The organism is Nostoc sp. NMS8, assembly GCF_017115045.1.
GTDB lineage: Bacteria > Cyanobacteriota > Cyanobacteriia > Cyanobacteriales > Nostocaceae > Nostoc.
This window is the reverse complement of sequence record NZ_JABXKK010000050.1, coordinates 96,389-116,443: the sequence shown is the minus strand read 5'-3', so window position 1 is coordinate 116,443 and position 20,055 is coordinate 96,389. Positions and strand designations below refer to the sequence as shown.

The following is a 20,055-nucleotide window of genomic DNA, read 5'->3' as shown; positions in this document are numbered from 1 at the left end:
TAAAAGTTATTGTTTTCGTATCGGCTCAATCAACAAAAAATAAATCTTTTTGAATATATTCAACACCACCCATCACGTGAAAATTGAGCCCAGTCTATTACCGCGATCGCTCCAAAATCCAATCGAGTAAAATCGGATTGACTAACTCCGGCGCTTCATCCTGCGGACAATGCCCCACTCCCTCTAAAGGAATAAACTTTTCTACTTGGGGAAAATTAGCTAATTCTCTCCCCAACTTAATTGGTTCCCACGGATCAGCCGTTCCCCACAAAATAATTGCCGGACACTGTAACAGTGGTAAAAGGTCTTCTGGTAATGGCCCTGTAGAATAAGAAGTAAAGGCAAGAAACACAGCCCCAGCCCCCGGATCGCTTGCTGGTGAAGTGAGAATATCTACCAACTCATCTGTCACCATCTCAGTATTGGCATAAGCTTGCAGCAGAATTTTCCGCACCGTTTTCGGTTTGGCGAGTTGATTGAAAAAGAAATCACCAACTGGTTTAATAGATAACAGGCGTTGCAGTACAGGCGCTCCGTAACGACGAGATAAGGGTAAAGTTTCCCGTTTGCGATCGTGCAACAGCCGTAAAGAACAGTTGAGTAATGCAACTCCCAAGGCAATTTCTGGGTTGTTTACTGCTGCTTGCATGGCGACAATACAGCCAATGGAATTTCCGACTAAAAAAGCTGGCTCACCCACTACTTCACAGCAAAAATCTGCTACTTGCTGTCCCCAGGTTTCTAGCGTATAGGCAATTTTTTCACCAGGTTGAGGTTTTGCAGAAGCACCAAAACCAATTAAATCGATCGCATAAACACGGCAACTTTGTGCTAGTACGGGAATATTTTTCCGCCAGTGCCCCCAAGAAGCGCCAAATCCATGCACCAGGACAACAGCTGGCCCAGTGCTTCCTTGGGTTTGATAGCAGATCGGAAAATCTTGCCAAATCCAGGTTTTTGTAGAGGGAAGTGCTGTTTGTGAACTTGAGGTTGTCATGGGAAATTTGATGATAACAAGGGTAAAAAGCTTATCAGCTCTCAGGCGTAAGTAAAATTGTTTTGAATTTGAATAAAATTTACCAGATTTTCAAAATAAATCTTTTCCTATGGTGATAACCTATACACATACCATGAAAAATTCTCGGCTAATAACATTAGCATTAAGATGATAGTTTTATCCAGTATAGGAAGTTTTAATTTGGTTTATAAAGGTGATTTACTTTATAGATGAAGATTATGTAAGTATTATGAATCATAAGTTTTGTCATGTGAGTAATATTTTGGCTATTTTTTAGATATGAGCGAATTAGCATCAGTGCTATATTCAGTAGTTTCACAATTTACGATCGCAACTTTGGTCTATAAGATTGGCGAATATGAGGCATCGGCTAAGGAGTGGTTTGCAACTGGAAACTGACGCTGAATTTAACAATATTTTTCTTGTTCCTAGTTCTGCGAGCCAGAAATCATGAATCTACTAGAAACAATCGATACTCCCGTTGGGAGCTACGCACCAGATTTTGAACTGCCCGGAATTGATGGTCAAGTACACCATCTCAGGCGTTATCTTGAAAAGTTCCGAGCAGTCGGCGTTATTTCTATGTGCAACCACTGTCCTTATGTAGAGTGGTATCTAGGCAGGCTAAAAAACATTCAAGCCGAATTTGCCTCAAAAGGCTTCACACTAATTGGATTGAATGGTAGTAATGTTGACTACGATACTAGGTCAAGCTTTGAAAATATGAAAGCTTTTGCCCGGCATCACCAGTTGAACTTCCCCTACCTGTGGGACTCAACCCAAGATGTAACAGGTAGTTTTGGTGCAAGAAAAACACCAACAGCCTTTCTAATAGATACTAATGGTATAGTCCGCTATAAAGGTAAAATTGATAATCATCCTCACGAGCCATCATCAGTGGGAGAGGATTATTTGAGAACAGCGATCGCTTCTCTTTTTGATGGTCGAGAAATAGATATACAACAAACAGAAGCAATAGGTACTACATTGATTTGGCGTAACTAGACATAGATAGTCCCTGTAACTGTTATCTTAAATTGGAGGCAATTGCAACTTTTTTGATAAAGCGGAACTTCATGGGAACGAATTACCGACGGGTTTTACTCAAACTGAGCGGTGAAGCCTTAATGGGCAACATGGGCTATGGCATTGACCCAGAGGTGGTCAAAGGCATAGCACAAGAATTAGCAGAGGTGATAGCCACTGGTACTCAAATCGCCATAGTTGTTGGCGGCGGCAATATTTTTCGTGGCGTCAAAGCAGCGTCGGCGGGAATGGACAGGGCAACAGCTGACTATATTGGGATGATTGCCACGGTAATGAATGCCATGACGCTGCAAGATTCGCTAGAACGCATAGGAGTACAGACGCGGGTGCAAACTGCGATCGCTATGCAAGAATTAGCAGAACCGTATATTCGTCGTCGTGCCATCCGTCATCTTGAAAAAGGGCGGGTGGTAATTTTTGGCGCTGGTTCTGGAAATCCCTTCTTTACTACAGATACGACTGCGGCATTAAGAGCAGCAGAAATTGATGCCGAGGTGATTTTTAAAGCCACCAAGGTAGATGGAGTGTATGATGCCGATCCTCATATTTATCCTGACGCCAAGCGTTACAATAGCCTAACCTACGCACACGTTTTAGCCAAAGATTTGCGGGTGATGGATAGTACTGCGATCGCCTTATGTAAAGAAAATAATATCCCAATTTTGGTCTTTGACCTAACGGTGAGAGGTAACATCCACCGAGCAGTCTTGGGAGAATCCATCGGCACCCTTGTGGGAGGTTCTTGTGAAATTAGCTGAAGCTGAAAGTACGATGCAAAAAACCGTTGAGGCCACTCAACGATCTTTTAACTCAATTCGCACTGGTCGCGCCAATGCGAGCCTATTAGATAAGGTATTGGTGGATTATTACGGTTCGCCCACTTCCTTGAAATCACTGGCAAACATTAGCACACCGGATGCTACGACGATCTTAATTCAACCCTACGATCGCAGCAGTTTAAATATAGTCGAAAAAGCGATTTCTTTGTCAGATGTCGGTTTAACCCCTAGTAATGACGGTTCCGTGATTCGGCTGAATATTCCGCCCTTGACAAGCGATCGCCGTAAAGAACTCGTCAAATTAGCATCTAAGTATGCTGAAGAGGGTCGTGTTAGTATTCGCAACATCCGCCGCGATGCCATAGACGCCATTCGCAAACAGGAAAAAAATGCTGAAATTCCTGAAGATGAAGCACGAGATCAGCAAGATAAATTGCAAAAACTGACAAACAAGTATACTGCCCGAATCGACGAATTACTGGCAGAAAAAGAAAAGGACATTACGACTGTTTAAAGTTTAATGTCTGAAGCATAAAGGCTGAAGGATGATGGATAAATTCTTCAGCCTTTATCATTTCTGAGATATTTAACAAAATTGATTAATTATTTCAAGAGAAAATAAACTAATTCTGGAGCAAAAATTCAATATGTACGACTGCATCATCGTCGGCGCGGGGCCAGCTGGTGGAACAGCTGCATATCATTTAGCCAAACAAGGCCGCTCAGTATTAGTGTTAGAAAAAGAATCCCTGCCAAGATATAAACCTTGTGGTGGTGGTGTATCTCCAGCGATCGCTCAATGGTTTGACTTTGATTTTAGCCCAGTAATTTCTGTAAAAGCCGACTCCTTTCGCTTTACCTGGAAATTGGGCGATCCGGTGGAAGCAAAAATCCCCACAAAAGAACCAGTCTGGATGGTGCGACGAGATATTTTTGACCATTTCTTAGTGCAGCAAGGACAGAAGCAAGGGGCGGAACTACGAGATAATACGGAAGTAACGGGTATTGAATTTCAAAACGACTATTGGCAAGTTAACACAGCCAATGGCCCAGTTACAGGCCGCTACTTAATCGCGGCTGATGGTGTCAAAGGGCCAATGGCAAAATGGCTAGGCTTCAAAGAACGTAAACGCAGTTTAGCAGGAGCTTTAGAGTCAGAAGTTACGGCAACTGTCAAGGATAAATCCACAATGCACATCGAGTTAGGCTTGGTGAAAAATGGCTACATTTGGAACTTCCCGAAGGCGGACGGTTATTCCATTGGTATCGGTACATTTGTCGGTGGCGAACGCCAAGACTTTAAGAAGATTTTAGATGAGTACGCGCGATCGTTTAATCTAGATATCAAAACTAGCAAGCAGTATGGTTATCCCATATCTATTTGGGATGGTAATCAAAAACTGCACACTCAAAATGCGGTTTTGGTTGGGGAAGCTGCTTGTGTAGTTGATCCCATGACAGCAGAAGGCATTCGTCCGTCAATTTTTAGCGGTTTAATTGCAGCAGGAGCCATTAATGAGGCACTTTCTGGTGATGCGAACGCTTTAGAAAAATATAGCGAAGCCATGAATGAACAATGGGGTACTGAGATGGCTTGGGCGAAAAAGTTAGCTGGGGCGTTTTATCGGTTTTCCAACATTGCCTACCAAGTTGGTGTTAAGCACCCCTCTGCTCCCCAAGTCATGGGTAAGATTATGTGTGGAGAACTGGGCTATGGCGACATTGCCGGTCGTGCCCTCAAGCGTTTAATTTCTGGTTTTGGAGGTTAATTAACTAGACAAATTGCTCAAGCAACTTGTTAAAAGCAGGCAAACTTCCGCCACTGTGTACTAGACATTTCTCAATATGGCAATTTACTTGACAAAATGGCTATCTGTGTTCGCTAATATTCTTGCTCTTGTCCTCTTTATGCCGGGAATTGCCTTCGCTGCACCCGTTCAAATCAATACGACTTCTGATATTATTTTCGCCCAAACTACCAAAACTGCAAGCTATTCCACCTCGTCGGAAATTAACCTGACTCCTTTACAACGGCAAGAACTTCAGGCTGTGCGTCAGAGAAGAAACAGGGAAATAGAGGCAGTGTTAACCTCATTCCAGCGTGCCCAACTTACTCACAATCTCCGGGCTGGTAATAATATCAAGCAAGCGCTAGAAAAAATAAATTTGCAACCAGATCAGCAAAATTTAGTAAAAGCGATCGTGCAATTTACTAACTTGAAAATGAAGGCTATTTCATCTAGACATTTGTTAAAAATAGGAAAGGATTAAAGGCTTAAACTAAGCGATCGCAAGCAGTTTTTATTTTACCTGTCTCATACCAATTTTATCAAAGAATACGATATATCATGAGTCTGAGTTGAATAGAGTAAAACCAAACAAATTTAGATTTATAGAATTTTGTTGCAGAATAAAACCCAATCGACTAGATGCTAATGTAGAGGAGAGAAAAGTCTCACAAATAAAGGCAAATCCCTCAAGAGTTGCCTAGAGAGGGATTTAGTGTGGGCTAGAGAGAGATTTTGGGGTGAGTGTGGCGTTGATTTTTTGACTGCTAGTTTAAATTATTTGCTTTCTCAACTGCTTGCTTTAACTCTTCAAAGGTAATACTACCGTCTTTGTCCGAATCATACTGTATTAGTAACTCCTGGGGACTAGTAGTATTTGTTTCTGATGAGATGATTGCACTTAAGCCAGGACTTAAAAAAAGATCATTAATGGAGATTTTGCCGTCTCGATCGCCATCTAAGGAATTAAAAAGAGATTGAAGCTCTTGCTCGGTTGTCATAAGTTTCTATCTGAATTGATTTTTCAATTTAATATCTCAAAATCTTGACAAATACGCAAGGAAAGTTAATAAAAAGATTTTATTGAGTGCGGGATGGCGATCGCGATATACTTCGCAAATCGATGCAGACAACAGCGATATCTGGCTCAGGTTAGGAGTATTGGCTCAACTGAATGGGATTTTGCACCCGAACTAAGGCTAGTTTGTGTCATTGTATATTTCCTGTAGCGATGCCTCCGGCAGGCTACGCCTACGCACGCGCCTTCAAAGACAAATATCTTTTACTGCCAACTTTTGCAGCATCTATAATTAATCTTGCCCTATTTAGTTCGTTACCATGTCGGAAGAAGATATCCGAGCCGCCAGGCTGGAGAAAGTAGAACAACTCAAGCAGCTAGGGACTAACCCTTATGCCTATCGTTGGGAATCTACCCATCATGCAGCGCAGTTGCAAGAAAAGTTTGCCGATTTAGTCAGTGGTGAAGAAGTTGATTTAGAAGTTTCCATAGCTGGACGCATTATGGCGCGTCGCGTTTTTGGTAAATTAGCTTTCTTCACTTTGCAAGACGAAACCGGTACAATTCAGCTTTATTTGGATAAAAATCGCATTCAAGAAGGTATGGCAGATATTGATGCCGATGCTTTCAATCACTTAAAACAACTTACAGATGCAGGCGACATCCTGGGAGCCAAAGGTACTATTAAACGGACTGAAAAGGGCGAGTTATCTGTCTACGTTAAACAATATACTATCCTCACTAAATCTCTGCTGCCCCTACCCGACAAGTGGCATGGATTAACGGATGTTGCCAAGCGCTACCGTCAGCGTTACGTTGACTTGATTGTAAACCCAGAAGTGCGACAAACTTTCCGCCGTCGCGCTCAAATTACTGCCGGTATTCGCCGCTATTTAGAACAGCGAGATTTTCTGGAAATTGAAACACCGGTTTTGCAAAGTGAGACTGGAGGTGCAGATGCACGTCCATTTATCACTTACCACAACACTTTAGAAATGGAGTTGTATTTGCGAATTGCTACAGAACTCCACCTTAAACGGTTGATTGTGGGTGGTTTTGAAAAGGTGTTTGAATTGGGGCGAGTTTTCCGCAATGAGGGAATTTCAACTCGACACAATCCCGAATTTACAACGATTGAAGTTTACCAAGCCTACGCTGACTACAACGATATGATGGCGCTGACTGAGGGGATTATTACCACTGTCGCCCAAGAGGTACTCGGCACATTGGAAATCACCTACCAAGGGGAACCTATAAATTTAACACCACCTTGGCGACGGGTGACAATGCACGATTTAGTTAAAGAATTTACAGGCTTGGATTTTAATTCGTTCCAAACTTTAGAAGATGCCAAAACAGCAAGTAGAAATGCTGGTGTTCCTGGTATCGATGAAGCCCAATCAATTGGTAAGTTACTAAATTTAGCCTTTGAAGAGAAAGTAGAAGCTAATTTAATTCAACCTACCTTTGTAATTGATTACCCTGTAGAAATTTCACCCCTAGCAAAACCTCACCGTTCTCAACCTGGTTTGGTAGAACGATTTGAGTTATTTATAGTCGGGCGAGAAACTGGGAATAGCTTCTCAGAACTTACCGATCCGATCGATCAAAGAGAACGCTTTGAAGCACAAGCGGCACGGAAAGCTGCCGGTGACTTAGAAGCCCAAGGTGTAGATGAAGACTTTCTGACAGCTTTGGAATATGGGATGCCGCCTACAGGTGGTTTAGGGATTGGGATCGATCGCTTGGTGATGTTATTAACTGATTGTGCCAGTATTCGAGATGCGATCGCTTTCCCCTTACTCAAGCCAGACAAATTAGAATCATCCCCAGATTAAGTCTGGGGATTAGGGACTGGGGACTGGGTATTGAGAAAGAGGCAAGGGAGCAGGGAGCAGGGGAGATAGTAAATATGGGGATTCGACCACAACTGTTGCGTTAGCTTCCCGCAGGGTACGAGAACCACTTAACTCTTGTTGGGGGACGTAAGAACATATTCCCCCCTTCATTCCACCGCAGAGTCAGGGGTCATTTCCCCCCGCTCCCTGCCCCCTGCCTCTTTGTTGATTCTCATGTCCCTAATGCCCCAAGCCCCTATACCACTACTTTTTCTAGAATCAGTTTAGAACGCTTCACTTGATCGGGAATCACCACGGGGTAATCTCCAGTGAAACAAGCAGAACAAAAACTATTAGTGTCTTCTCGCGTTGCATCTAGCATTCCCTCCCAACTCAGATAGGCGAGGCTGTCTACTTCCAGTTGCTTGGCAATTTCCGCTACTGATTTGGTAGCAGCAATCAGCTGATCCTGAGAATCGGTATCGATGCCATAGAAGCAGGGATGAGTTACAGGCGGAGAAGAAATTCGCATATGTACTTCGATTGCACCCGCGTCACGCAAGGTTTTGACTAGTTTACGGCTGGTAGTACCCCGCACAATCGAGTCATCTACGATGATTACTCGTTTACCTGCTAGCACATCTTTGAGGGGGTTGAGTTTCATCCGCAGACCCGATTCCCGCATGGTTTGGGTTGGTTGAATGAAGGTTCGCCCAACGTAGCGATTTTTAATCAGTCCTTCGCCGTAAGCGACACCAGACGCTTGGGAATACCCGATCGCAGCAGGTATACCAGAATCAGGAACACCAAAGACAATATCGGCATCTACAAAAGATTCTTTAGCTAGCTGGTGTCCTAATCGCATTCGATAGCTGTACAAACTCTCGTTGTGCATGACGCTATCAGGACGGGCAAAGTAAATCATCTCAAAGATACACAATTTCCGCTCAGATTTTTGACTCCAATGATAGGAAGCTAAACCTTCTTCAGTAATCCAAACTAATTCTCCTGGTTCTACATCTCGCAGGTATTCGGCTCCAATGATGTCTAAACCACAAGTCTCGGAAGCCAAAACGTAACGAACTGGATTACCAGCCAAAGTCCCGATTACCAGAGGGCGAATGCCATTAGGATCGCGGACACCCATAACGCCGATGGGAGTGCCAATAACTAAACTAAAGGCTCCCTGGCAACGGTGAAATGCCTTAATTGCACCTTCTAGCCAATCTGCGCCTGCATTAATGGCTTCGGCGATCGCAAAAGCGATCATTTCTGAATCTGTTGTGGTGACTAAGTTACATTTATTTTCAAGCAACTCTTGACGTAGTTGCACAGTATTGACTAAATTACCGTTATGTGCTAGAGCTAATGAACCTAAACGGGTTTCTAGCACTGCCGGCTGGGCATTAACTCTGCGACTAGAACCTGTAGTGGAATAACGAGTGTGACCAACAGCAAGGCTACCGAGCAATTGATCCAAGATGGATTCATTGAAAACTTGAGACACCAAGCCCATATCCTTGTAGAGATGTACTTGTGTACCCTCAAAAGTAGCAATACCAGCTGATTCTTGACCCCGATGCTGGAGGGCATACAATCCAAAGTAGGTCAGTTTAGCAACGTTTTCTCCTGGGGCGTAGATGCCAAAAACACCACAAGCTTCTTCGGGCTTGTCAGGCTGATTTTCATGACTATTGATTGGGTTGTTGGTTGGGTCGGGGTATTCATCCGAAGTGACAGAATGAATAGAAATCATGCTAGCTTTGCTCCTGGTGGGGGTCAATCAATTTGGGATTTGAGATTGGCGATGGCGGAGTATTAGCGAGTCCGCCTTCGCGCAGCGTCTCGTAGAGAGCGTCTTTTGGATTGATCGCACCGTAGTAAGGATGCGGCTTAGGATTTGAGAATGGCTCTTTTAGATTTGTTTAGCCTAGTAAGAGCAAGACATGAAATAGAAGCAATGCCCCTAATCCCTCTGGGTTCGGTAGTTGCTCATGGGGGAAACCCCCAGACGCTCGCGGACTCGCTAACGCTGCGCTATCGCCCTTGGCGCTAGCCTCTCCCCTTCTCCCAAAGGGAGAGGCTAGCGCCAAGGGAGAAGACCGCACTACCTCACCAAAATCTAAAATTCAAAATCGGTAGTCAAGTCACTGGGATTATATAGATGGTGGTAGAGTTCTTAATAAATCTTTAACCATCCATTAAAACAGTACCGTAATTATGTTCAAGAGTTAACAAAAGAGTCAGGAGTTATGCTTTTTATTCTTAACTCCTCACTTTCAACTCCTAACTTCTTCGGGGGTAGTGGTGTGGACGGCGATACGTCTAGCGATCGCATGGAAATAGCGATCGCTCATATCTTCGATACTAACTTTGATTAAGGTTTGGTTATCAGTGGTGAAAACCCCCAAACCCGTTTCCAAATTGCCAACTGTACCTAATGTTTGCCAATTTTGACCTAGATGTTCCTGTAAATATGATTCCCAAATTTCTTGTTGTGGTGATGTTACAGAAACTAAAATCCTGGCACCACCTTCGGCAAACAGCACTTCATCCCAGCGATTTAATTGGGTTGGGGCTATTTCTAAATTGATTTCAGCCCCAAGGTTCCCAGCAAGACAACTTTCGGCTATGGCGATCGCTACTCCTCCCTCAGCAGAATCGTGGGCTGAACGTACCCAACCATTACGAATTCCTTCACGACAAACTTTCTGGACGCGGCGTTCCAAGTCAAAATCTACCCTTGGTGGTTTTCCAGCAACAGTATTGTAGATAGTGGTTAAATATTCAGATGCTCCCAAACTGAGTTTAGATGTCAGAGGCAATCCGAGAAGATAAATCACATCGCCGGCTGCTTGCCAACCTTGACCACAAATTTTGCTTATATCGGGAATCAAACCCACCATACCCACAACAGGAGTGGGATAAATGGGTTGTGGAATGCCTTGAGAATCAAAGGTTTCGTTGTACAAAGAAACGTTTCCGCCTGTGACTGGTGTCGCCAATTCTCGGCAACCTTCCGCTAAACCGCGACAAGCTTCTGCCAATTGCCAGTAACCAATGGGTTTTTCTGGAGAGCCAAAATTCAGATTATCCGTCACCGCTAGAGGTTCAGCACCCACACAGCTAAGATTGCGGGCTGCTTCTGCCACCACTGCTTTAGCTCCTTCGTAAGGGTCAAGATAAACATAACGAGGATTGCAATCTACTGTGGCCGCCACTCCTGATTTTAGATTTTGGATTTTGGATTTGAGATTGGGGATTTCTTCAAGGGGGCGTAAACGGATAACAGCCGCATCTGCACCACCTGGCAGTGTTACTGTATTATTTTGTACTTGATGGTCATATTGACGATATACCCAATTTTTAGATGCGATCGTGGGTGTATCAAGCAAAGTTAAGAGAATATCATTCCAGGTTTGCAGGTGTCCTTGGAGTTCTATTCCAGAAGTTGTAGAAGCAGGTAAGGAATCAGCAGTCCATTCCCAAGCTTGACGCGCATATTCTGGCGCTTCTGCCAATAACTCTCGGTGATACAGTGGGGTATTTTCCGCCAAAGCCTCTGCGGGAATTTCTGCTGCTACTTCACCCTGAAAGAGAATCCGCACAATCGGTTCAGCGATGACTGTACCAGCCACAACGGCTTGAAGTCCCCAACGGTGGAAAATGTCGATTAATTCCTGCTCACGCCCCTTGTGGGCAACAAACAGCATTCGTTCTTGAGATTCCGAAAGTAGATATTCATAAGGAACCATTCCCGTTTCTCTGACGGGAATCTTATCTAAATCTAGTTCAATTCCCACACCGCCTTTTGCTGCCATCTCTGAGGTAGAACAGGTGATTCCCGCGGCTCCCATATCCTGGGCGGCGACAACTGCACCCGTCTTAAACGCCTCCAGACAAGCTTCAATTAAAGACTTTTCCAAAAATGGGTCGCCCACTTGCACCGCAGGGCGATCGTCTATGGATTGATCGCTCAATTCTGCACTAGCAAAACTTGCGCCTCCCATACCATCGCGCCCAGTGGTAGAACCAACATACAGCACGGGGTTGCCTAATCCAGATGCTCCCGATTTGACGATTTCTGCTGTTTCCATCAACCCCAGTGCCATAACGTTCACTAGAGGATTGCCAGAGTAAGCAGAGTCAAAGTAAACTTCACCGCCAACGGTGGGTACTCCCACACAATTACCATAATGAGAAATTCCTGCGACTACGCCTTGGAAGAGCCTTTGAGTTTTGGCATCTTCTAGAGAACCAAAGCGCAGCGAGTTTAATAGAGCAATGGGACGCGCACCCATTGTAAAGATATCTCTGAGAATGCCTCCTACACCCGTTGCTGCACCTTGAAATGGTTCTACTGCTGAAGGGTGGTTGTGAGATTCAATCTTAAAAGCTAGTTGGAGTCCATCACCTAAGTCTACAACACCAGCATTTTCACCAGGCCCCACGAGGATGCGGGGGCCATCGGTAGGAAATTGTTTGAGTAGAGGTCGAGAATTTTTGTAACAGCAATGCTCTGACCACATCACGCCAAACATTCCCAGTTCAGCTTTGTTAGGATGACGGCCTAGCCGACGGACAATTTCTGTGTATTCTTCTGGTTTAAGACCAACAGCCGCAATTTCTTGGGGGGAAAAGGCTGGTTTTGAGGTTGCAGTCATGGAAGATAATGCACTCTGGGGGGACAGAGCATTATTCTATCGATTTACTTGCCCTCTAGGTGCAGTTCGAGAAATGCAGATAATTCTTCTTTGGATATTTCTTTTTGGACTACTTGAATCACCAAGTTGTAAGCTTGCTCTTAAGATAAGTTGAGAGCATAGCCATTTAAGTTCAAAAAAGTGAGCATAACAGCGAAAGCGGTGCGCTTGTTGCCATCAAGAAACGGATGGTTCATTGCTAAATGGTACAGGTACGCTGCTGCTTGCTCGCAAATTGTTGGATGGAGAAATTCACCGCCAAAAGTAGCTTGAGGTTGTGCCAGTGCTGAATCTAGTAAACCTTCGTCTCTAACACCTGATGTTCCACCAAATCTTTTAATTTGGCGTTGGTGAATATTTAAGACTTGAGAAATAGCCAAGAATTTTAGGAGTCTGCAAGGTGACGGAATACATCTTCCCATTTTTTTTCAACTGCTAAGTAAGCCTGGAGTACTTCTTCATCTGAGGCAATTTGATTTGAGGGAGTATTTTGTAATTCCTCTTCGTTTTGCTCAATTTCGCGGAAATATTCGGCAAAATCAGGAATATTTAATAATAGTTTTTCAGTAGCTTCGCTTTCTTCTGTTTTTTGTAAATAAGCAATCATTGCAACTGCTACTCGCAACCTCTCAGGAGGAAGCTGACGCAAACGGCTTTCGGCTTCTGATAAATAGTTGCTGTGCTTTTGTTCTGTTGCCATTGTTACCCCAAGCTAGGTTTTTCGCCAGTTGTAAATCACTTCTTCTGCTAACTCTAGCTTATCGCCCTATTGTGATTTACTCATTATGTTGCAAAACACGATGCTTACGCCAACAAGCTACGCACTTTTACTTTTCTGTAGATTGAAGCGCGATCGCTGTTCAATTAAACTCTAACTAAATACCTGTACTTGGATCTTGGGAAGTATTAGCAGAAGGTGCTTGACCAGCCTTACTTACCAGTAATTTTTTATTGGATGGAGGAGTAGGACAACCTCAGAATACGCTCAACAGAATTATCCCGATAGTGAGAGACACAAGATGAATGGTAATTATACACCAAATGCTTTAGTTTTTAAAGATAACTTGATTTTTTAATCTCAGTGAAATTTCTAGCACCTGAACTTGCATAAATCGAGTGTCACTCAGAGATTATTCGGGTATATGCAGTTTAGATGTAACAATCAAGTGACGAGAATCACACATATCGATGATTAGGATCGTCTCCCTGCGATCGCTAACTAGGCATAATTAGTGACAACTGAACTCTAGCCGAGTCATTAATAGGGAACACACTTAATTACCGACAGCCTTACTCAAGGACTGTCGGTTTTTTGTATTTGTCATTGGTCATTAGTAAAATGCCCCATGCCTAATGCCCATATCTATAAAATTTCCCCACAACTGGTTAGTAACTTGACAAAGGTTTTGCCACAGCCACTACCAAATGTGGGGAAGGTATGATCAAATTGGGTATCTTATGCCTAAGTAGACCGGAAGTATACTCCTAGAACTCGCACACACTTTGTATCACGACAAAGCTTGAATGATGTAATCAAAGTATGGTGCTGCTTGGGTAGCATCTTCTGCACTCAGTAAGCTAAGGGAGGCTGTTTTGAGGGAAGCGATCGCTTCTACCATTCCAGGCACGGGAACACCCAATGAATTGTACATTTCCCGCACCCCAATCAAACCGATTTTTTCAATTGGCTCTTTATCACCGGCAAGCACGCCATAGGTAATTAGGCGTAAGTACCAGCCAAAGTCACGGATACATAGAGAGCGTTGGCGTTCTCCGTAAGCATTACCTCCGGGGGAGATAAAGTCAGGACGCTTCTGCCAAAGTTGTTTGGTTGCTTCCTGAACTATCTTCTTTTCGTTTTCACCCAAAGTAGCTGCAATCCGTGTCCGTTGTACGCCGGTTTGCAAAAAGTCTTTGATATTTTTAAGTTCACCACTGCTGGGATAACGCAGTTCGTCGTCGGCTTTGAGAATAACTTGGCTAATTACAGTCATGATTATTGAAATCACCTGAAATATTATCTGTTAGTTTACCGAGTTGGAGGTACACAAGTGAAGGGATCGGAGTTACTTATGTATTGAATTTATCTATTTGGGGAGAGTGGGGACTGGGGACTGGGGATTGGGGGAAATGAAGAAGGCAATGACCAATGACTAATGACTAATGACTAATGACTAAAATAATTTGGCAACAGGGTGAATTAATTGAAGTGACGATCGCTAATCTGAGTGATACAGGCGATGGTGTGGGACGCGCTGATGAGCGTGTAGTGTTTGTCCCAGATACCGTCCCAGGCGATCGCGCCATTGTCCGCTTAGTACATGTTAAACCCAAATACGCTCACGGTAAGCTCCAAGAGCTATTAGAACCATCCTCCCACCGGATTCGACCCAGTTGTATTGTGGCGGATAAGTGCGGTGGTTGCCAGTGGCAGCATATTAATTATGATTACCAGCTAGTAGCCAAGCAAAATCAAGTTATCCAAGCTTTGGAACGGATTGGCGGTTTTGTCCAACCCCCGGTAGATCCGGTACTCGCCGCCCCTTCTGCTTTCGGCTACCGTAATAAATCTACATATCCCTTGGGTATATCGGCAACGGGACAGGTACAAGCTGGTTACTATCAAAAAGGTAGTCACCAATTAATTAACTTAAATCAATGTCCAGTCCAAGATTTACGATTAAATCCAATACTAGCCGAAGTTAAGCAGGATATTCAACAACAAGGTTGGCGAATCTATGACGAACAGCGCCACCTTGGACAAATTCGCCATCTTGGTTTACGCATTGGGCGACACACTGGAGAAATGTTGCTGACTTTGGTGGTGAAAGACTGGAATTTGTCAGGAATTGAAACCCAAGCGCAGGAATGGTTAAAGCGTTATCCGCAGTTAGTAGGAGTGTCGCTCAACCGCAATAGCGATCGCACAAATGCTATCTTTGGATCAGAAACCCGTTGCATCGCTGGAGTACCTCACCTGCGTGAATATTTTGCTGTACTGGAATTTCAAGTACGCCCAGATACATTTTTCCAAGTGTATACCGAAACAGCAGAGGCACTATTACAGGTAATTCAATCAGAACTCAATCTTCAAGGGCATGAGTTGCTAGTTGATGCCTACTGTGGTATTGGGACTTTAACTTTACCCCTCGCCAAAAAAGTACGTATTGCTACAGGATTAGAAGTGCAATCAGCAGCAGTAGAACAAGCAATTTTGAACGCCCACCGCAACGGAATTGATAATGTGACATTCCAAGTAGGGGCAGTAGAGAAATTGCTGCCAAAGATGGGCACAATACCAGAAGTAGTAATACTCGATCCGCCACGTAAGGGGTGTGATCGCGCAGTCATCGACACTTTACGGCAATTGAAACCATCTCGGATCGTTTACGTCAGCTGTAAAGTAGCTACCCTCGCCCGTGACCTGAAATTGCTTTGTCAAGATGGGCTATATACCATCACACGGGTACAACCTGCTGATTTTTTCCCTCAAACTGCTCATGTTGAAGTTGCCGCCTTTCTTGTGCTGTCACATTTGAGCAAGGATGGTAATTCCTTTACAAAAACTGAAATTTGAAATTTTTAGTCTAGTGCATACTAAAGATGCTAAAATTGAATTAAGGCAAAAATAAAAAATCATTTTGTTTAAATAAATTCAAGTTGCATAGGTTATTAAAAAGATGAAGTGGATTGTATGAATTATAAATCGGCAAATAACTAGAGTATGCCAATACTCTCTCAAATTAGCAGCATGTTCTTAATTTGCTGACATCATTATCAAAGTGATTCTGACCGATATATATCTAAACAATTCCAACTCATAGTTATAAAGCCAATGCTCCCTAGCATTTTCAAAATTTAGTTTTAAAGACGCAAGTTTGAAGGCAGCATGACCACCTCAAGTTTTATCAGGGTGACTGTAATAGCAAACTGATGTCTAGCTAACTGAAAGCTATGGGGTTTCTCTTGTGATTACTATTTCACTCCGTCCAGTTGGACGTTATTGGGGCACTATTAGTTTTGCCTCAACCCTCTACCTTTGTCCTATATTAGATTTATTGTTGGCAGAAATTCCAGCAAAATTACAAGCAGAACTGCGGCTAGGACTTCAAGAAGCCCTAGTAAATGCAGCTAAACATGGCAATAATCTCGATCCAAGCAAAACAGTTGTAGTTCGTTTTTCCGTAATAGATAATCAATATTGGTGGATAATCTCAGACCAGGGTAGTGGTTTTACTCCTTCATCTACTACTAATGAAGAACCAACAGACTATCTTCCACCAGATGAGTCAGAAAATGGTCGTGGTTTATGTCTTCTGCATCAAATTTTTGATCAGGTGCAGTGGAACCGCAAAGGCACAGAATTGAGGCTTTGTAAACAAATGGAAAATCGCCGGGGACTATCTCTGCGGCGATAAGAGGGGAGTGGGAAAGTTATTGATTAGTTGTTTCTTACTAACTATTCCCTATTCCCCATTCCCTACTTACCGTGAGTTGGACAGGGAGGGGCAGAAATGGAGCGATCTAACCAACCAATTGCCTGTTCTAATCTCGCTTGAGCTTCTTGTGGCTGATTCTTTAAAAGATAGACAATAGCTGCTGCCACTTGTTCATTAGCGCGGGAATTGCGGTTAGACTTGAGGCGATGCCAATCGTTAGGGGAAATGCTCAGTCTTTCCATCAGGGCTTGAGCTAGTTCCAGAGTACTAAGTTCATTCAGTTGACTGGTTTTCGGCAGCTGGGTAGATTGGGACATAACTATTGGCACATTTGCATTTACTTCTACTTTACTACTTGTAAATGAAGCCGCCAAAACAATCGCAGCCGTCAGCAGAAAATCCCGAACCGGATTTTGAACAAGAATTAGAGGAAGTAGAGCGATCGCTCCTATCCTTAAGAGAACGTTACGAGCAAGTGCAACGCGATCGCCAACAACAGGCACAATGGCAACAGCGCCGGGATCAACTAAAGCACAATAAATCTCAGACACCAGAAATCAAAGCAGAGTTACGGCACATTCAACAGCAGTTGGAAAGGCTAGAACTAAACTTAGAAAGCCAATTATTTTCTTGGCGTAGCCTCAAAAAACCTTTCTGGCAAATAGTCCGCTTTGGTGGAATGGGCGTTATCATAGGCTGGATATTAAAGTCTTATGCTGGGTAAATATGGTAAATCGACGGATTGCAGAAATATTGCGAAGTGGCCAACCTGATGAGTCCATCCAAGTGCAAGGCTGGGTGCGAACAAAACGTGAGTCTAAAGGGTTTGCTTTTATTGAAGTCAATGACGGCTCATCACTAGCTAATTTGCAAGTCGTCATCAATCAGGATTTGCCAGATTACGAAGCTATCTTGAAAAAATTGAATACAGGTGCGGCTGTGGAAGCGACAGGGGTACTAGTGGCTTCTCTGGGTAAAGGACAGCGAATTGAGTTGAAAGCCGAGTCAGTGAAAGTTTACGGTGAAGCTGATCCCGATACATATCCCCTGCAAAAGAAACGGCATTCCTTTGAGTTTCTGCGAACCATTGGACATTTGCGATCGCGGACTAATTCCTTTGGTGCAGTTTTTCGCGTCAGAAATGCTTGTTCGACAGCAATTCACCAATTTTTCCAAGAAAGAGGCTTTTTGTGGGTACACACCCCCATCATCACTGCTAGCGATTGCGAGGGTGCGGGCGAACTGTTTAGCGTTACCAGTTTAGATTTAAAGAATATTCCCCGTACAGAAAACCAAGCAGTAGATTACAGCCAAGACTTTTTTGCTAAACCCACATATTTAACAGTTAGCGGCCAGTTGGAAGCGGAAGTCATGGCGATGGCGTTTTCTAACGTCTACACCTTTGGCCCTACCTTCCGTGCAGAAAATTCCAACACCTCCCGCCACTTAGCAGAATTTTGGATGGTTGAGCCAGAAATGGCTTTTTGCGATCTAGAAGGCGATATGGATTTGGCTGAAGCGTTTCTCAAGCACATTTTTAAATATGTGTTGGAAACTTGCCCAGAAGATATGGAATTTTTCAATGAACGCATTGATAAATCTGTGTTGTCCACAGCCGAAAATATTATTAATAATCAGTTTGAACGCTTAACTTATACGGAAGCGATCAAACTTTTAGAAAAAGCTGATGTTAAATTTGAATATCCTGTGAGTTGGGGTTTAGATTTACAATCAGAACACGAACGCTATCTAGCTGAACAACAGTTTAAAAAGCCAGTAATTGTTACAGATTATCCAGGGCAAATCAAAGCATTTTATATGCGTTTGAACGACGATGAAAAAACCGTCCGTGCAATGGATATTCTCGCACCGAAAATTGGCGAAATTGTCGGCGGTTCCCAGCGCGAAGAACGTTTAGAAGTATTAGAACGCCGTGTGTTAGCGCAAGGATTAAACCCAGAAGACTTGTGGTGGTATCTTGATTTGCGTCGTTATGGTACTGTCCCTCACGCTGGTTTTGGACTAGGTTTTGAACGACTCGTGCAATTTATGACTGGTATGGGAAATATTCGTGATGTGATTCCCTTCCCGCGTACACCGCAAAGTGCTGAGTTTTAGTTTGATTAAATAAACAAGGGGATTAAAAATCGCGTCGACAAAAACCAAGTCTGTCTGCGCTCAATACGGTTCGATTAAGCCAAAAAACGCGATAAATCGCCGTCAGGACGAAGGATTGATTATTGTTATCGCCAAACTGGAGTCAACCACAAACTCCACAAGCTGCGCCATTTATTCTGGATGCCAAAGCCAAAATATCCACAGTCAGGCTTCTACTAATTGACGATCAGGTAATTATCGGCGAAGCCTTCCGTCGGATGGTTGCGACAGAAACAGATATTTCCCTTCACTACACAAGTAATCCAGCTAAAGCTATTCAAGATGCGATCGCCATAGAACCAACGGTGATCTTTTTGGATATGATTATGCCAAATATCGATGGATTAATGTTACTGCGTTGGTTTCGCTCTCATCCAGTAACTCGTGATATTCCGATCGTCATGCTATCCAGTAAAGAAGAAGCTTAAATCATCGGCTACACCCAAAAATTGAAATTATTAAAAAATATGGAAATCTCCCACCAGTTCAATGTTATCCAGCACAACTAAACCAAGTATTCATGAATATCCTTAGTAATAGCATTGATGCTTTACTAAAGCTAGATAATCAGATCCAAAAGCAAATAGTTATTAAAACTGAAGTAACTGAATTAGAAACAGTGATAATTACATTCAGAGATAACGGTGATGGAATAGATGCGGAGATTCAAAGCAAGATATTTGAGCCTTTCTTTACAATTAAACCTATCAACAAAGCAACGGGACTAGGTTTAGCAATTAGCCATCAAATTATTGAGAAACATCAGGGCAATATCCAGCTAAAGTCTGAATTTGGCTATGGAACTGAATTTGCAATTGAAATTCCAATAGCATTAGCTGTTAATCATAAAAGCGACACTTAAATTAAGACTTCACCGGAGAATTATTTTTTAGGGCGTTGATTTATCTTCTAACAAAATTTAACTTATAAGTTTCTAAAGAAGAATGCTGAATTCTGTTTTAATAAATACAGAATCCATTAGATGCTAATACTATTTGGTTAAGACAAGAGACGCGATGAATCGCCGTCTCTACAATAATTTATCGCATCTTTGCGCTCTATAATTTTTATCAAAAAACCTTAACCAAACCGTATTGTATTAGATACGATCGCACTTGTTTATAGGAATCCATAATTAATATCATCTAACCTTCATGATGAATTATGAATCATTTGCTACCATTTGCGTGCATAGGATAAGTAACGCTAGTGTTAAAAGAAATCATCCAAAGCTAAACCCTCACCCAAGAAGTCGAATAGGAAGCTACA

General features: G+C 43.1%; 20 protein-coding genes. 12 read left to right on the top strand and 8 right to left on the bottom strand.

The genetic code is table 11. The features are described from left to right. Nucleotides 1-97: 97 nt before the first annotated feature. Nucleotides 98-997, bottom strand: a complete 900-nt coding sequence (locus HWQ39_RS09310; protein WP_292843604.1) for an alpha/beta fold hydrolase — start codon at nucleotides 995-997, stop codon at nucleotides 98-100. A 471-nt stretch (nucleotides 998-1,468) separates the two neighbouring features. Between HWQ39_RS09310 and HWQ39_RS09305 the strand changes: the two genes are divergently transcribed. From HWQ39_RS09305 to HWQ39_RS09285, 5 genes are all read left to right on the top strand, one after another. Then, on the top strand, nucleotides 1,469-2,023 hold the full coding sequence (locus tag HWQ39_RS09305) for a thioredoxin family protein (protein ID WP_292843603.1): 555 nt from the start codon (nucleotides 1,469-1,471) through the stop codon (nucleotides 2,021-2,023). 71 nt (nucleotides 2,024-2,094) lie between these two features. Continuing rightward, entirely contained in the window at nucleotides 2,095-2,823 is a 729-nt protein-coding gene (gene pyrH, locus HWQ39_RS09300) for a UMP kinase (protein ID WP_069074277.1), read from the top strand. Then, nucleotides 2,810-3,358: a ribosome recycling factor gene (gene frr, locus HWQ39_RS09295; RefSeq protein WP_179068605.1), complete on the top strand. Its 549-nt coding sequence runs from the start codon at nucleotides 2,810-2,812 to the stop codon at nucleotides 3,356-3,358. Before pyrH ends, frr begins: the two co-directional genes overlap by 14 nt. Before the next feature lie 133 nt (nucleotides 3,359-3,491). After that, complete coding sequence (locus tag HWQ39_RS09290; RefSeq protein ID WP_292843602.1) at nucleotides 3,492-4,613, top strand: geranylgeranyl reductase family protein; 1,122 nt, start codon at nucleotides 3,492-3,494, stop codon at nucleotides 4,611-4,613. A 76-nt stretch (nucleotides 4,614-4,689) separates the two neighbouring features. Then, nucleotides 4,690-5,115, top strand: a complete 426-nt coding sequence (locus HWQ39_RS09285; protein WP_292843601.1) for a hypothetical protein — start codon at nucleotides 4,690-4,692, stop codon at nucleotides 5,113-5,115. A gap of 283 nt (nucleotides 5,116-5,398) precedes the next feature. Here the strand turns inward: HWQ39_RS09285 and HWQ39_RS09280 are convergent, their stop codons facing one another. After that, nucleotides 5,399-5,632 carry an EF-hand domain-containing protein gene (locus HWQ39_RS09280; protein ID WP_292843600.1) on the bottom strand — a complete coding sequence of 78 codons (234 nt, stop codon included), beginning with the start codon at nucleotides 5,630-5,632 and terminating at the stop codon, nucleotides 5,399-5,401. Between the two features lie 337 nt (nucleotides 5,633-5,969). On the opposite strand from HWQ39_RS09280, the gene lysS reads away from it, so the two are divergent. Further along, nucleotides 5,970-7,487: a lysine--tRNA ligase gene (gene lysS / locus HWQ39_RS09275; protein WP_292843599.1), complete on the top strand. Its 1,518-nt coding sequence runs from the start codon at nucleotides 5,970-5,972 to the stop codon at nucleotides 7,485-7,487. Between the two features lie 256 nt (nucleotides 7,488-7,743). On the opposite strand, the gene purF is transcribed toward lysS, so the two are convergent. The 5 genes from purF to apcD form a co-directional block, all read right to left on the bottom strand. Then, nucleotides 7,744-9,243, bottom strand: coding sequence for an amidophosphoribosyltransferase (gene purF, locus HWQ39_RS09270; RefSeq protein WP_292843598.1), 1,500 nt, complete (start codon nucleotides 9,241-9,243; stop codon nucleotides 7,744-7,746). 523 nt (nucleotides 9,244-9,766) lie between these two features. Further along, on the bottom strand, nucleotides 9,767-12,151 hold the full coding sequence (purL, locus tag HWQ39_RS09265; protein WP_292843597.1) for a phosphoribosylformylglycinamidine synthase subunit PurL: 2,385 nt from the start codon (nucleotides 12,149-12,151) through the stop codon (nucleotides 9,767-9,769). Nucleotides 12,152-12,291: 140 nt separating this feature from the next. Beyond that, nucleotides 12,292-12,570, bottom strand: coding sequence for a type II toxin-antitoxin system death-on-curing family toxin (locus HWQ39_RS09260; RefSeq protein ID WP_292843596.1), 279 nt, complete (start codon nucleotides 12,568-12,570; stop codon nucleotides 12,292-12,294). A 5-nt stretch (nucleotides 12,571-12,575) separates the two neighbouring features. Continuing rightward, the gene (locus HWQ39_RS09255) at nucleotides 12,576-12,890 is read right to left on the bottom strand and encodes a hypothetical protein (RefSeq protein ID WP_292843595.1); all 315 of its coding nucleotides are present in this window, start codon (nucleotides 12,888-12,890) and stop codon (nucleotides 12,576-12,578) included. Nucleotides 12,891-13,698: 808 nt separating this feature from the next. Beyond that, nucleotides 13,699-14,184, bottom strand: a complete 486-nt coding sequence (apcD, locus tag HWQ39_RS09250) for an allophycocyanin subunit alpha-B (RefSeq protein WP_292843594.1) — start codon at nucleotides 14,182-14,184, stop codon at nucleotides 13,699-13,701. Nucleotides 14,185-14,360: 176 nt separating this feature from the next. On the opposite strand from apcD, the gene rlmD reads away from it, so the two are divergent. Next, the gene (rlmD, locus tag HWQ39_RS09245; protein ID WP_292843593.1) at nucleotides 14,361-15,767 is read left to right on the top strand and encodes a 23S rRNA (uracil(1939)-C(5))-methyltransferase RlmD; all 1,407 of its coding nucleotides are present in this window, start codon (nucleotides 14,361-14,363) and stop codon (nucleotides 15,765-15,767) included. 391 nt (nucleotides 15,768-16,158) lie between these two features. Beyond that, nucleotides 16,159-16,608: an anti-sigma regulatory factor gene (locus HWQ39_RS09240; RefSeq protein WP_179068619.1), complete on the top strand. Its 450-nt coding sequence runs from the start codon at nucleotides 16,159-16,161 to the stop codon at nucleotides 16,606-16,608. 62 nt (nucleotides 16,609-16,670) lie between these two features. On the opposite strand, the gene HWQ39_RS09235 is transcribed toward HWQ39_RS09240, so the two are convergent. Next, complete coding sequence (locus HWQ39_RS09235; RefSeq protein ID WP_041565907.1) at nucleotides 16,671-16,946, bottom strand: DUF6439 family protein; 276 nt, start codon at nucleotides 16,944-16,946, stop codon at nucleotides 16,671-16,673. Nucleotides 16,947-16,990: 44 nt separating this feature from the next. Between HWQ39_RS09235 and HWQ39_RS09230 the strand changes: the two genes are divergently transcribed. From HWQ39_RS09230 to HWQ39_RS09215, 4 genes are all read left to right on the top strand, one after another. Then, entirely contained in the window at nucleotides 16,991-17,353 is a 363-nt protein-coding gene (locus tag HWQ39_RS09230; RefSeq protein WP_292843592.1) for a hypothetical protein, read from the top strand. A gap of 2 nt (nucleotides 17,354-17,355) precedes the next feature. After that, entirely contained in the window at nucleotides 17,356-18,747 is a 1,392-nt protein-coding gene (gene asnS, locus HWQ39_RS09225) for an asparagine--tRNA ligase (protein WP_292843591.1), read from the top strand. Nucleotides 18,748-18,869: 122 nt separating this feature from the next. Then, a complete protein-coding gene (locus HWQ39_RS09220) occupies nucleotides 18,870-19,214 on the top strand; it encodes a response regulator (protein ID WP_292843590.1) in 345 nt (114 codons plus the stop codon). Between the two features lie 92 nt (nucleotides 19,215-19,306). After that, complete coding sequence (locus HWQ39_RS09215; RefSeq protein ID WP_292843589.1) at nucleotides 19,307-19,648, top strand: ATP-binding protein; 342 nt, start codon at nucleotides 19,307-19,309, stop codon at nucleotides 19,646-19,648. Nucleotides 19,649-20,055 lie beyond the last annotated feature (407 nt).